Source organism: Nonomuraea sp. SYSU D8015 (assembly GCF_008065375.1).
GTDB lineage: Bacteria > Actinomycetota > Actinomycetes > Streptosporangiales > Streptosporangiaceae > Nonomuraea.
Genome location: NZ_VJYI01000003.1, coordinates 637,734 through 651,124, shown reverse-complemented (window position 1 = coordinate 651,124; position 13,391 = coordinate 637,734). Strand labels below are relative to the sequence as shown.

The window sequence follows — 13,391 nt, the reverse complement described above, 5'->3', positions numbered from 1 at the left end:
AGGATCGCTCCGGGGTCGAGCAGGTACGGCACGTTCACGCGGGGGGACGAAATGCGCATGCCGGGAATCGCGGCGGTCGCCGCGCTCGCGGCGCTGGCCGGTGGCGGCTGGAGCGGCGGCCATCCCGAGGGGGCCGCCCCCGGACCCGAGCTCCGGATCACCACGACCGTCACCCCGGACCCGTTGACCGCCGGCGGCGAGTCCATCCACACGGTCACCGTCACGAACACGGGCGGCCGGGACGCCGAGGGCGCCACGATCACCGACACCCTGGCACCCGGCACGGCCGCGGGTCTCCTCCCGGGCGGCTGCTCCCTCGCCGACCGGACCGTCACCTGCGGCGGACCGGACCTGACGATCCCGGCCGGACGGAGCGTGACCTACGAGATCCCGGTCATGGTGGACCCGTCGCTCCCCGACGGCACGACGGTCTCCACCCGCGCCCACGTCACCGCCCCGCACACGCCGGGCGACACGACGCAGGTGATCAGCCGGATCCGATCCATGGCCGACGTGGAGATCGCCACGACCGGCCCGGCCGCCGTACAGGAGGGCGACGGCATCGCGTACACGGTGACCGTCACCAACAAGGGCCCCTCCCCGGCGGTGGACGTCACCGTGCAGCACCCCGTCGAGCGGACCACGGTCACCGGCCGCCCAGCCGAATGCCCGGGCGGCGGCCCCACCCTGACCTGCCCGCTCGGCACCCTCGCCCCTCGTGAACGCAGGACGCTCACCTTCACCGCCGCCCCCGCCGCCACAGGCCCGATCGGCAACTGCGCCACCGTCGTCACCGGCACCCGCGAGGAGAACACCGCGAACAACCGCTCCTGCACGTCCACGGCCGTCGAACCGATCCGGCCGACCCCGGAGCCGAGCCCTTCCCGCGTCCACACGCACACGGTCACGCCGACGGAGGAGCCCGCCCCCGTGCGGGCGTCCGGCCAACCCGGGCAGGCCGGCGACGGCCCGCGGGAGCCGCGCCCCGCCTCCGCCACCGAGGGGCCGGGCGAAGGGCCAGGCGGAGGGGAAGCCCCGGTCGAGCACGAACCGCTCGACCCGGCCGAGCCCGTCGCGGCCCCGGCGAAGGCCGGGGCGCCGCCTCCCCAGCCCGTCCGCGAGACCATCCCCATGGCCGGCGTGTCGCAGTGGCTGATCGGACTCGGCGTTCCGGTGCTGCTCGCCGTCGGCCTGCTCGTCCGCTACCTCTCGCGCCGCGAGCAGGAGGAAACAACCCCCTGACGGCCTCAGCCGGCGCCGGGCGCCAGCGCCTCCCGGGTCCACGACCCGAGCACCAGCAACGTCTTCGTGCCGGTCACGTCCCCGGCCCGGCGCAGCCGGTCGATGACCTGCTGCAGGTGCCCGAGGTCCCGCACCCGTACGTGGATCAGCGCGTCGGGATCACCGGCGATCGTGAACACCGCCTGCACCTCGGGCACCTCCGTCGCGGTGCGCACGATCTCGCTGACCGGCGTCGTCCCCGGATAACGCAGCTCGGTGAACGCCTCGATGCCCCACCCGAGCTTGCCGTAGTCGATCTGCACGGTGAACCCCTTGATCACGCCGATCTGCCTGAGCCGGTCCACCCGCCGCTTGACCGCGGCCACCGACAGCCCGACCAGCTCGGCCATCTCCGAGAACGTCCTGCGCCCGTCCTCACGCAGCAGCCGCAGCACGTGGTGATCGATCTCGTCCACGTCAGGCACGGCGGAACCCTCCTTCAGGCGCAAAGAACATCAACCAGGAAGTTGAACTCCTCATATTGTTTGCGTCTTCTACGCGCTTTCTCATCTAATACTTGCGAATGTCCTGCCCACGTTGCTGTGCTGGGAATCACACGTACGACGCCAGGAGGTCAGCGTGAGCGAGACGCCCGTGTCGCTCGACGACAAGTACACAGCCCTGGACGGCCGGGTGCTCATCTCGGGCATCCAGGCGCTGGTCCGCCTGACGCTGGAACAGCGCCGCCTGGACCGGGAGCGCGGGCTGGACACGCGGGCCTTCGTCTCCGGCTACCAGGGCTCGCCGCTCGCCGGCGTGGACCTGGAGATGGGGCGGGCGGCGCGGTTCCTGGACGGGGCGGGCGTGGTCTTCCAGCCCGGGCTGAACGAGGAGCTCGCGGCCACGTCCGTGGCCGGGACCCAGCTGCTCGGCCAGGTGCCCGGACGCCGCCACGAGGGCGTGACGGGCTTCTGGTACGGCAAGAACCCCGGCCTCGACCGGGCCGCCGACGCCATCAGGCACGCCAACGTGGCCGGCACCGCACCGCTCGGCGGCGCCGTGGCCTGGATCGGCGACGACCCCGGCTGCAAGTCCTCGACGCTGCCCAGCTCGTGCGAGCCGATGTGCCAGAGCCTGTCGATGCCGCTGCTGGCGCCGGGCTCGGTCGCGGAGATCATCGAGTTCGGGCTGCACGCGGTGGCCATGTCCCGCGCCACCGGCCTGTGGACCGCGCTGAAGATCGTCGCGGACATCGCCGACGCCGCCGCCACCGTGGACCTCGGCCCTCTGCGCGCCGGCATCCCCGTCCCCGGGCGCCGCCCGGTCGAGGCGCCCCCCATCCTGCTGGGCGCGGCCGCGCTCGACGCCGAGCACGACATGCTCACCCGCCGGCTCGACCTGGCCCGCGACTACGCCCGCACGCACGGGCTCAACCGGGTGATGTCCGGGGCGGGCAACACCGCCCTCGGCATCGTGGCCTCCGGCACCACGTACGCGGTGGTCCTGCGGGCGCTGGCGGACCTCGGCCTGGACGAGACCGCCATGGACGACCTGGGGCTGCGGCTGATCAGGCTGGCGATGCCGTTCCCGCTGGCCTACGACGACCTGGCCGCCATGACCGCCGACCTGGACCGGGTGCTCGTGGTCGAGGACAAGGTGCCGTTCCTGGAAGGACAGGTCAAGCAGGCGTTGTACGGCCGCGAGCGCGTCCCGGCCGTCTCCGGCAGGGACCTGCTGACCGCGCGCGGCACGCTGGGCGCCGAGGACGTGGCCAAGGCCGTCGCCGCCTGCCTGGGCCCCGACCGGCTCCCCCGCAAGCCCGTCCTGGTGACCGGGCGCCGCTCGCTGCCGCTCGTGGCCGCGCGCACGCCCTATTTCTGCTCGGGCTGCCCGCACAACACCTCCACCCGCACGGCCGACGACACGCTGGTCGGCGTCGGCATCGGCTGCCACGCCATGATCGCGCTGGACGGGCACGGGCGCGGCACACAGGTCGGCATCACGCAGATGGGCGGCGAGGGCGCCCAGTGGATCGGACTGGCGCCGTTCACCGACGACCGGCACTTCGTGCAGAACCTCGGCGACGGCACCTTCCACCACTCCGGCTCCCTGGCGATCAGGGCCGCCGTCGCTGCCGGGGTGACGATGACGTACAAGCTGCTCTACAACGACGCCGTCGCCATGACCGGCGGGCAGCGCGCCGAGGGCCGCCTCGACGTGCCCGCGCTCACGCACGAGCTGGCCATGGAGGGCGTGCGCCGCATCGTGGTCACGACACCCGAGCCGGAGACGTACCGGGGCGTGCGGCTGGCCCCGATCGCGTCCGTACGCCACCGCGACGACCTGGCCGAGGCCGAGAAGGAGCTGGCCGCGCTCGACGGCGTGACCGTGCTCATCCACGACGACCGGTGCGCGGCCGAGGAGCGGCGGCTCCGCAAGCGCGGCAAGCTGCCCACGCCGGTCGAGAAGGTCGTGGTGAACGAGCGGGTCTGCGAGGGCTGCGGCGACTGCGGCGACGTCTCGACGTGCCTGTCCGTGCAGCCGGTCGAGACGGAGTACGGCCGCAAGACCCACATCCACCAGGCCTCCTGCAACTCCGACCTCAGTTGCCTCAAGGGCGACTGCCCGTCGTTCCTGCTGGTCGAGCCGGGCACCAAGCCCGCCCGCCGGACACCACCCCTGCCCCTGGACCCGCCGGAACCCGGCAGCAGGCCGGGGGAGGCGCTGATCAGGATGCCCGGCATCGGCGGCACCGGCGTCGTCACCGTCTCGCAGATCCTCCAGATGGCCGCCCACCTCGACGGGCTGCACGCGGCCGGGCTGGAGCAGACGGGCCTGGCGCAGAAGGGCGGGCCCGTGGTCAGCGACGTGCGGATCTCACCGCACCCCATCACGGGCGCGGTCCGCGCCTCGCACGGGCACGCGGACGTGCTGATCGGGTTCGACCTGCTCGGCGCGGCCTCCGACGCCAACCTGGCCGTCGCCGCGCGCGATCGCACCGCGGCCGTGCTCAACACCGCCGTCGTGCCCACCGCCGCCATGGTGACCGGCCGCATGCCCGTGCCGGGGCACGCCGCCGCGGTCGCCCGCGTCGAGTCCGCCACCCGGAGCGTCGCGTGCCTGGACGCCCACGAACTCGCCGAGGCGCTGTTCGGCGACCACATGCCGGCCAACCTGCTGCTCGTCGGCGCCGCCTACCAGCACGGCCTGCTGCCGGTGTCGGCCGCCGCCATCGAGCAGGCGATCACCCTCAACAGGGCCGCCGTCGAGCAGAACCTCGCCGCCTTCCGCTGGGGCCGCGCCGCCGTGGCCGACCCCGAGGCCGTACGCCGGGCCGCTCTGGGGGTGGCCGAGGAGCCGGCCGAGAAGCTGGACGAGGTCGTGGCCATCCGCGTCGCCGACCTGACCGGGTACCAGAACGCGGACTACGCCCGTACGTACGAGGAGGACGTGCGGCGGGTGACGGAACTCGCGGTCGAGCGCGCGGGCGAGGAGGCCGGCGCGGCCATCGCCCTCGCCTACGCCCGCGGCCTGCACAAGCTCATGGCGTACAAGGACGAGTACGAGGTCGCCCGCCTCCACCTCGACCCCGCCGAGCAGGCCAGGCGGGAACGCGAGTTCGGCGCGGACGCGGTCGTCACCGTGCTGCTGCACCCTCCGGTGCTGCGCGCGCTGGGCATGAAGCGCAAGATCAAGCTGCGTCGCTCGGCCCCCGTGTTGTTCCGCGGGCTGCGGGCCGCCCGGGTGCTGCGGGGGACCGCGTTCGACGTGTTCGGCCGGGCCCGGGTGCGCCGCGTCGAGCGGGAGCTCGTCGGCGAGTACCGCGACCTCGTGCGCGCCGCCCTCGCCCGGCTCACGCCCGCCACCGCCGACGCCGTCGCCGAGATCGCCGGGCTGCCCGAGCTGATCCGGGGGTACGAGGACATCAAGCTCGCCCGCGTCGCCGACTTCCGCGAACGCGCCAGGACCGCCCTGACGCGGCTGGACGAGCCCTTGGAGGTGCCGTGACCGTCGACCGTCTGCTGCCCGACCAGGACGCCAGGGACCTCGTCGAGCTGACCCGCGAGATCGCCGACAAGGAGCTCGCGCGGCGGGCCGACGAGCACGAGCGCGCCGAGACGTACCCCACCGGGTTGTTCCGGCTGCTGGGCGAGGCCGGGCTGCTCGGGCTGCCGTACCCGGAGGAGTACGGGGGCGGCGCGCAGCCGTACGAGGTGTACCTGCAGGTCATCGAGGAGCTGGCGATGCGCTGGGCGGCCGTCGCGGTGGCCACCAGCGTGCACACCCTGGCCTGCTTCCCGGTCTTCACCTACGGCACGGAGGAGCAGCGGGCGCGCTGGCTGCCCGACATGCTGGCCGGGCGCCTGATCGGCGGCTACAGCCTGTCCGAGCCGCAGGCCGGCTCCGACGCCGGGGCGCTGACGTGCAAGGCGGAGCGGGTCGCGGACGGCTACCGGATCACCGGCAGCAAGGCGTGGATCACCCACGGCGGCATCGCCGACTTCTACGCCCTGTTCGCCCGGACCGGGGAGGGCTCGCGCGGCATCTCCTGCTTCCTGGCGCCGGGCGCGGCCGAGGGCCTGTCGTTCGGCCGCCCGGAGGAGAAGATGGGCCTTCACGCCGTCCCCACCACCAGCGCCCATTGGGACGGCGCCGTCCTGGGGGCCGACCGGCTGATCGGCGACGAAGGCCAGGGTCTCCAGATCGCCTTCAGCGCGCTCGACTCCGGCCGCCTCGGGATCGCCGCCTGCGCGACGGGTTTGGCCCAGGCCGCGCTCGACGAGGCGGTGGCCTACGCAAAGGAGCGGAAGACGTTCGGCAAGCGCATCATCGACCATCAGGGGCTCGGGTTCCTGCTGGCGGACATGGCGGCCGGGGTGGACAGCGCGCGGGCCACGTACCTGGACGCCGCCCGCCGCCGCGACGCCGGCCTGCCGTACAGCCGCCAGGCGAGCGTCGCCAAGCTCGTGGCCACCGACACGGCCATGAAGGTGACGACGGACGCGGTGCAGGTGTTCGGCGGATACGGGTACACGCGGGAGTTCCGCGTCGAGCGCTACATGCGCGAGGCCAAGATCATGCAGATCTTCGAGGGGACCAACCAGATCCAGCGCCTGGTCATCAGCCGTCACCTCGCCGGGTGAAGAAATGCGACACAAGGTGTCGGGTTTTGGGTCGAGCATGGGTTCAACCGGTCGGCGTCGTTGGCGGACGTGGACCGGGCCCCTCCGGATGGAAAGGACCTCCATGCGCGAAACGCCACAAGATCTCAAAGAGCTCCAGGCCCTGCTCGACGCCTCACTGTCCCGCTCCACCACCCACCTCCGCTCGATCGTCGCCGAGCGCACGCTGACCGCGGAGCAGCTCACGCAGGTCCTCACCGGCATGTGCACCCTCGCCCTGTCCACCGTGACGGCGAAGGGCGAGCCGCGGATCAGCGGCGTGGACGGTCATTTCCTGCACGGGAAGTGGCACTTCGGCACGGCGCCCGGCGCCGCCAAGGCCCGCCACCTGGCCGCCCGCCCCGCCGCCAGCGTCGCGCACATGCGCGGTGAGGACCTGGGCGTGTTCACGCACGGCACGGTGGAGATCCTCAACCCCCTGGACGGGGAGCCGGCCGCGGACTGGCCGGACCTGCTGGCGTACTTCAAGGATTTCTACGGCGACTTCTCCGACTGGGAAAAGGACGTGGTCTACTACCGGCTGCATCCGCACTGGATGACCGTCTACGCCCCCGACCTCGCGAAGCTCACGTGACCCGCCTGATCCGGCCACTCAGGTAGTCCCGAGCGGCGGGGTGATCCGCCGAGTGCCGTCTCGCCGTCCCCATGTGCCGATCCTGTAACTTGTACCACTCTGCTGAGAAAGGGTGGGCATGGTCGGGACGTTGGGTGCGCCGCGCACCGACGCCATCGACGCGGGCTCCCGCGCGCCGTTCGGCTGGGCGCCGCTGGTCGTCCTGTTCATCGTCGGGTTCGTGGACCGGATCGAGTACAACCTGCTCACCGGCGTGCTCCCGGCCGTCCAGGACGAGTGGGGCTTCAGCGACACCGCCGCCGGCTCAATACCGACGGCCGCCGCCCTGGCCGCGGCGGTCGTGGCCCTGCCCGCCGGGTATCTGGCCGACCGGCTCAGCCGCACCCGGATCATCGCGGTGGTGGTCCTCGTCTGGGCCATCGCCACGCTGGGCTCCGGCCTGGCCACGGGCTTCCTGATGTTCTACCTGATGCGCGTGCTGCTGGCCGCGGCCGAGAACATCGACAACCCCGCCTCCGGCAGCCTCCTCGCCGACTACTACCCGCCGGTCAGCCGGGCGAAGGCGTACGGGCTCACGCGTGTCACCACGCACCTCGGGGGCGTCGGGACGCTGCTCGGCGGGGTGCTGGCCGAGGCGTTCTCGTGGCGCATCGCGTTCCTCGTGATGGTCGTGCCGGGTGTGCTCACGGCCCTGCTCGTCTGGCTGCTGCGCGAGCCGCGACGCGGCGAACTGGACCGCCTGGTGGCCGCAGGCGGCACTGCAGGCGGCACTGCCCCGCTCTCCGTAGGCGGCACTGTCCCGGCCTCCGCCGGATCCGCAGGCGGGGGATCCGTGGCGAAGCCGCCGTTCTGGCGGCAGTTCCGGGAGGTTCTCGCCATCCCCACCCTGGTGTTCGTCTGCACCGGCCTGTCGCTCCTCACCCTGGGCCTGGCCGGGATCTTCTACTGGCTGCCCACGTTCATGGTGCGCGCCTTCGGTGTCGGCACGGGCACGGCAGGCTCGCTGAGCGGACTGATCACGATAGCGGGCACGTTGATCGGCACCCTGGTCGGCTCGTGGCTGGGCAGGAAGTGGCACGGCACACGCAAGGGCGGCCGCCTGCTGGCCGGCGGCAGCGGCATCACCGCCGGCTCGCTGGTCCTGGCCGGGGCGCTGTCGATGGAGTCGATCGGCGCCATGGCGGCGCTGGTCCTGCTGGCCTCCTCGCTGATGGCCATCGCGATCCCCAACATGACGGCGTGCCTGGCGGACGCGGTCCCGGCCGCCTCGCGCGGGCTCGGCTTCGCCATCCTGCAGCTGCTCATCACAGGAGGCGGCGCCTTCGGCTCCCTGGTCGTCGGCATCGCCTCGGACCGGCTCGGGTCGCTGCTCGCCGGGATGTACATCCTGGTGGTCCCGGCGGTCGCGGGCGGCCTGCTCACGCTCGGGGCACGGGCGTCGTTCGAGCGCGACGCCCGCAAGGTCATGGAGGGGGCCGCCCGCGGCTGAGATGTGGTCCAGCGGGTGCCAGACCAGGGAGCGGGGGTAGACGTCATCGGCGTAGCCCAGTCTCCTCAGGGGTGATGCGCGATGACAGAACCTCCTGCACCGCGGCGTCCGGAGGAGCATCCGGCCGCCATGCGACCGCGCACCCCGGGCTCGCTGGTGGACGCGGCTTCCCGGCAGGGCCGCTCCGTGGTGCTCCCGGTGCCGGTGGAGCCGGCGCGGCAGTTCCGGCCGCGCTCCGCCGGCATGTGCCGCCGGCCCCGCGCGGAGAGCGGTGAGTCACCCTGATGAGCGCCGTGGCGGTGCGATGGGGCAGCCGGTTGTTCGCTCTGGTGGCCGGGGCGGGTCTGGCGCTGGCCTTTCCCGCTGTCAACGCCTGGTGGTGGGCCTGGATGGGGCTGGTGCCCGTCCTGGTCTCGCTCAGCGTCGCCGGGTCGGCTCGCGAGGCGGCCTGGCGGAGCTGGTTCGCGGCGGTGGGCTTCTTCGCCATGCTGCACCATTGGGTGCTGCCCTCCTTGGGCGTGTTCTCAGTGCTGGTGGTGGGGGTCGCCGGCCTGGCCTGGATACCGTTCGGCCTCGTCGCGCACGGGCTGCTGCGCCGGATCACGCCGGCCAGGCTGCTCGCGGCGATGCTGGTGCTGCCCTCGATGTGGGTGGTCGTCGAGGCCCTGCGGTCATGGAAGCACCTGGGCGGGGCATGGGGGCTGCTCGGCCTGAGCCAGTGGCAGGTACGGCCGGTGCTGGCGGTCGCCGCCGTCGGCGGAGTCTGGCTGCTGAGCTTTCTCCTGGTCGCCGTCAACGTCGGACTGACCACCACCGTTTTGCCCCGCGTCCGGCTCCGGACACGGCTGACCGGCGCAGGCGTGGCCGCCGTCCTGGTCGTGGCCGCCGCCGGATTCGGTCTCGTACGGCACGAGCCGACGATGACGGGCACGCTGCGGGTGGCGGGCGTGCAGCCGGGTGACGTCCCCGGCCCCGAGCGGCGTCTGGCCGAACATCTGCGGTTGACCCGCGAACTCGCGGGCCGCGACCACGACGTCATCGTGTGGGGGCAGAGCAGCGTCGCGTTCGATCCCGCGCAACGCCCCGACGTGGACCTCCGGCTGCGTCACGCCGCCGCCACGTCGGGGAGCGACCTCCTGGTCAACGTCGACGCCGCGGATCCGTCCGGCCGGATCACCAAGTCGACCTACCACTACTCCGCCGGCGGGGTCACCGGCACCTACGTCAAGCAGCGCCTGGTGCCGTTCGGCGAGTACATCCCTCTCCGGCCGGTGCTGGGGTGGCTGTCCGAGGTCACCGAGGCGGCCGAGGAGGACCGGTTCACGGGCGACACGCCGACCACGCTGGCGGTGTCCGGCTACACGGTCGGCCCGCTCATCTCCTATGAGTCGACCTTCCCGGACATGCGCCGCCAGCTTGCCCGTATGGGGGTGGACGTCACGATCGTGCAGGGCTCGCTCGCCACGTTCCACGGCAGCTGGGCGCACGCGCAGCAGGCGAGCTTCGAGGCCGTCCGCGCGGTCGAATCCGGTCGCCCGGCGGTTTTGGTGGAGGTCGACGGCACCTCGGCGGCCTTTGACGCGCGCGGGCGGCCGCTGGCCTGGGTGCCGCCCGACTACCGTGGCACCTTCGTCATCGACGTGCCGCTGTCCCGGGAGACGACGCCGTACGTGCGGCTGGGCGACTGGGTGCCCGTCCTGTCCGCCGTCATCGTCGTCGCAGCCGGGGTCGTCGCCGGTGTCCGGAGACGCGGACTCGCCAAGCCGCCGTACGTCTCGTAACCGTTCGAGCCGATCTGAGTAAGGGCTACTCATGCAACCGAGCCGGCCCTCGGCCCATCCTGCCGTAAAGCACCCAGGAGAGGCCCAAGATGAACCTTCGATGGTTGACACCGCTGGTCGTGGTCTTACTCGTGTCGCTGAACGCGGTGCCGATCACCTCGGCGCACGCGGCGGCGGACACCGACGTCACCCTGACCCTCACCATCAACAAGATCCAGCAGCACGAGAGCCCGGACAACGGCTCGACCGGCGACTACTTCCCCGAGATCCGCATCGGAGACCGGGCCGAGGACCCGGTGATGCGCAAGCCGCCCGTCACGGACGACGTCTTCGACCCGAGCACGTTCCCGGATCCGTGGCGGTTCACCCACACGACGAAGGTGCCCCAGGACAGGACCACGGTGCCGGTGCTCATCCGGATCTGGGACGACGACGACGGCACCAACTTCGGCGGCGACCGGATGGACATCAGTCCGCAAGACCGCGACGTCGAGCTCAATCTGCTCTTCGACATCGGCACCGGCACGTGGACCGGCGTCGAGGACGAGATCTTCCCCGGCCAGGTCGAGATCACCGGGGACCAGGACGAGGACTTCCCGGAGGTCAACGACGGGCTGAAGATGACGGTCGGGATCAACATCCGGCTCGAGAGCAAGCTGCCTGACCTCGACGGCGACGGCATCCACGACGTGATCGAGCGCTTCGGCATCCGTGACAAGACCGGGAAGATGGTCTACGACCTCAAGGCCATGGGCGCCCACCCGTGCCGCAAGACGATCATCCTGACGATCGACTACATGAAGAGCCCCGCGCAGGACCACAAGCCGAAGGACAAGGCGATCGAGGAGCTCAAGGCCGCCTTCGGCGCCGCTCCGGTCAATCCGGTCAGGCCGTGTCCGTACGACGTGGCCGACCCGGCGGTCGGAGTCGACTTCCTCTACATCGAGGGCAAGCAGATCGCGCACAGGCAGGAGATGCACCTGGACGACTACTTCCGCGAGGTGCGCGAGGACAATCTCAACCCACTCCTGCGGCCCTACGCCCACTACGCCGTCTTCGCGCACTTGCTGGCGGGTGGCGCCCTTGACGACTCCGGCTACTGCTGCGAATCGGACAAGGACTTCATCGTGACGCTGGGCAACTGGCGCACGTTGTGCATCGCGCCGGGGACGGACGGCACTCTCGAGTCCAAAGAGGCCGGCGACGACACCGTGATCGGCAATCAGATCGACGTCGGGACCAACGGCGACTGCGAGACCCAGGCGGCCACGACCGACGAGCAGTTCCTGCCCAAGGGCACGGGCAAGGAGAACGCCAGGGTGGGCACCGTACGGGACCAGTCGAGCACGATCATGCACGAGCTGGGCCACTCACTGGGCCTCAACCACGGCGGCGGCGACCGCACCAACAACAAGCCCAACTACCTCAGCGTCATGAACTACTCCTTCCTGCCGGGAGGCATCCCGACCGGTCCGGGCAGGGACCCGGTCCGCCGCCTCGACTACTCCAGCGAGGATCTCCCCGACCTGCATCGGGAACAACTCGACGAGTCGCGCGGCATCCAGGACGGAACGGACCACACCCACTGGAAGGACCCGAAGGGCACGCTTCAGACCGGTCCCGGCCGCGGCCCGCTCAACTGGAACTGGAACTTCGACGCGACGAGCAAGCCGATCATCGACCCTCCCACGGTCAACGTGGACATCAACGCCGACGACGACGTCTGCGTGCTGCCGGGTCCGAACGGGAAGCTCGAATCGGACGTGAAGTCCGACGACCAGGCGGTCGACGCCGTCATCCTCGACGGCAACGACAACATGTGCCAGTCGACGCCCAAGGCCGGGACCGACGACACCGGGCGCGACCCGATCCTCAAGGGCCACGACGACTGGGAGAACCTGAACTTCCAGGCCGTCGGCGTGAAGGGCTCGGGCGGTGAGATCGGCTTCCGCCAGGTGGTCAGCCAGGAGCTGGCCCATCGGCGCTTCTACTCGCCCGACGTGGCGGCCGCCAAGACGGTCGACAAGGAGACGGCGCTTCCCGGCGACGCGCTCACCTATCAGGTCAAGGTCGACAACGTCGGCCCAGGCCGGGCGACCGCGGTGACGCTCTCCGACACCCTCCCGGACGGTACGGTGGCCACGCGCACGCTCCCCGACCTGGCACCGGCCGGCTCGCACACCGAGACCTTCACCCATCTCGTCCACTGCACGACGCCGGACGGGACCGAACTCACCAACCGCGCATCGGTCGCCGCCAAGAACCTGGCCGAGGAGGCCGAGGAGAACACCGCCAACAACACCGGCACCGCCACCACCAAGATCAAGGCTCCGGTGGTCGCACTGGCGGCGAGCACGACCCCGTCCGCGGACGCGGCCGAGGCCGTCACCACGACGCTGAAGGTCACCAACACCGGCAGCGCCGCGGCCACCGGCGTCACCCTCACCTACACCCTGCCCTCCGGCGTCTACTACAGCACCGCGCTCGACCAGGGCCAGGGCCCGAAACCCAGCACGGTCACACCGACCACGCTCACCTGGCAGCTGGGCTCCGTCGAGGACACGACCTCCGTGAACTTCACCACCCGCTCCAGCCTGCTCACTCCGGGCGGGACCGTCCTCACGGGACAGGCGAAGGTGTCGTACGGCAACGCCAACGGCTGCACGTACGACCCGGTGAACGCCACCACGACCTCGACGGTCACCGAGGCCACCCCCACCCGCGATCCCCGGATCGCCACGATCTGGGCCACCCTCACGGGGCTGCGGACCCCTGAACTCCTGGCCAGGGTCCAGGCCACCGACACCCGATACGACTCCTCGGGAGACGGCCGGCTCTCCCAAGACGAGGCGTCGGCCGCCTTCAGCCTCCCGCTCCTGCAACCGCGCACGCTGAAGGCCGAGCTCCTCGCCACCTACCTCAACCTGGGCAGCCGCCGGATCAACGCGGCCACCGCAGTGCATACGATCACCCTCGAGCGGCTCGGCCTCCGCACGGTCGCCGACGCCGCCCGTCACGCCCAGGCCACGCTGCCCCTGCCACCACTGGCGAACGTGGTCCGCTACACCGACGCCACCCTCGCCCTCGTCGAGATCAACTCCGGTCTGGCCGAAAGGTACTGACCGGCCATCGGGCGGGCGCCC

The 13,391-nt window shown here is 71.6% G+C and carries 9 protein-coding genes; 8 read left to right on the top strand and 1 reads right to left on the bottom strand.

From position 1 onward, the window contains the following. Positions 1-51 precede the first annotated feature (51 nt). Positions 52-1,242, top strand: coding sequence for a DUF11 domain-containing protein (locus ID574_RS18385; RefSeq protein WP_223166821.1), 1,191 nt, complete (start codon positions 52-54; stop codon positions 1,240-1,242). A gap of 5 nt (positions 1,243-1,247) precedes the next feature. On the opposite strand, the gene ID574_RS18380 is transcribed toward ID574_RS18385, so the two are convergent. Continuing rightward, on the bottom strand, positions 1,248-1,706 hold the full coding sequence (locus ID574_RS18380) for an Lrp/AsnC family transcriptional regulator (protein ID WP_188190092.1): 459 nt from the start codon (positions 1,704-1,706) through the stop codon (positions 1,248-1,250). A gap of 154 nt (positions 1,707-1,860) precedes the next feature. Between ID574_RS18380 and ID574_RS18375 the strand changes: the two genes are divergently transcribed. The 7 genes from ID574_RS18375 to ID574_RS18345 all read left to right on the top strand — a co-directional run bounded on the left by ID574_RS18375 (position 1,861) and on the right by ID574_RS18345 (position 13,370). Next, the gene (locus ID574_RS18375) at positions 1,861-5,229 is read left to right on the top strand and encodes an indolepyruvate ferredoxin oxidoreductase family protein (protein WP_223166820.1); all 3,369 of its coding nucleotides are present in this window, start codon (positions 1,861-1,863) and stop codon (positions 5,227-5,229) included. Further along, positions 5,226-6,365 carry an acyl-CoA dehydrogenase family protein gene (locus ID574_RS18370; protein WP_188190091.1) on the top strand — a complete coding sequence of 380 codons (1,140 nt, stop codon included), beginning with the start codon at positions 5,226-5,228 and terminating at the stop codon, positions 6,363-6,365. The genes ID574_RS18375 and ID574_RS18370 overlap by 4 nt, the downstream gene beginning before the upstream one ends. 103 nt (positions 6,366-6,468) lie before the next feature. Beyond that, complete coding sequence (locus ID574_RS18365) at positions 6,469-6,978, top strand: pyridoxamine 5'-phosphate oxidase family protein (protein ID WP_188190090.1); 510 nt, start codon at positions 6,469-6,471, stop codon at positions 6,976-6,978. A 118-nt stretch (positions 6,979-7,096) separates the two neighbouring features. Then, positions 7,097-8,467, top strand: a complete 1,371-nt coding sequence (locus ID574_RS18360) for an MFS transporter (RefSeq protein WP_188190089.1) — start codon at positions 7,097-7,099, stop codon at positions 8,465-8,467. 129 nt (positions 8,468-8,596) lie between these two features. After that, complete coding sequence (locus ID574_RS18355; protein WP_188190088.1) at positions 8,597-8,752, top strand: hypothetical protein; 156 nt, start codon at positions 8,597-8,599, stop codon at positions 8,750-8,752. After that, positions 8,752-10,248, top strand: a complete 1,497-nt coding sequence (lnt, locus tag ID574_RS18350; RefSeq protein ID WP_188190087.1) for an apolipoprotein N-acyltransferase — start codon at positions 8,752-8,754, stop codon at positions 10,246-10,248. The genes ID574_RS18355 and lnt overlap by 1 nt, the downstream gene beginning before the upstream one ends. 89 nt (positions 10,249-10,337) lie before the next feature. Next, positions 10,338-13,370, top strand: coding sequence for a CARDB domain-containing protein (locus ID574_RS18345; protein WP_188190086.1), 3,033 nt, complete (start codon positions 10,338-10,340; stop codon positions 13,368-13,370). The last annotated feature ends 21 nt before the right edge of the window (positions 13,371-13,391 follow it).

Bases quoted from the DNA above. Each gene is read 5' to 3' on its own strand.
- ID574_RS18385 (WP_223166821.1), top strand. From the start codon at position 52: ATGCGCATGCCGGGAATCGCGGCGGTCGCCGCGCTCGCGGCGCTGGCC.
- ID574_RS18365 (WP_188190090.1), top strand. From the start codon at position 6,469: ATGCGCGAAACGCCACAAGATCTCAAAGAGCTCCAGGCCCTGCTCGAC.
- ID574_RS18360 (WP_188190089.1), top strand. From the start codon at position 7,097: ATGGTCGGGACGTTGGGTGCGCCGCGCACCGACGCCATCGACGCGGGC.
- ID574_RS18355 (WP_188190088.1), top strand. From the start codon at position 8,597: ATGCGACCGCGCACCCCGGGCTCGCTGGTGGACGCGGCTTCCCGGCAG.
- lnt (WP_188190087.1), top strand. From the start codon at position 8,752: ATGAGCGCCGTGGCGGTGCGATGGGGCAGCCGGTTGTTCGCTCTGGTG.
- ID574_RS18345 (WP_188190086.1), top strand. From the start codon at position 10,338: ATGAACCTTCGATGGTTGACACCGCTGGTCGTGGTCTTACTCGTGTCG.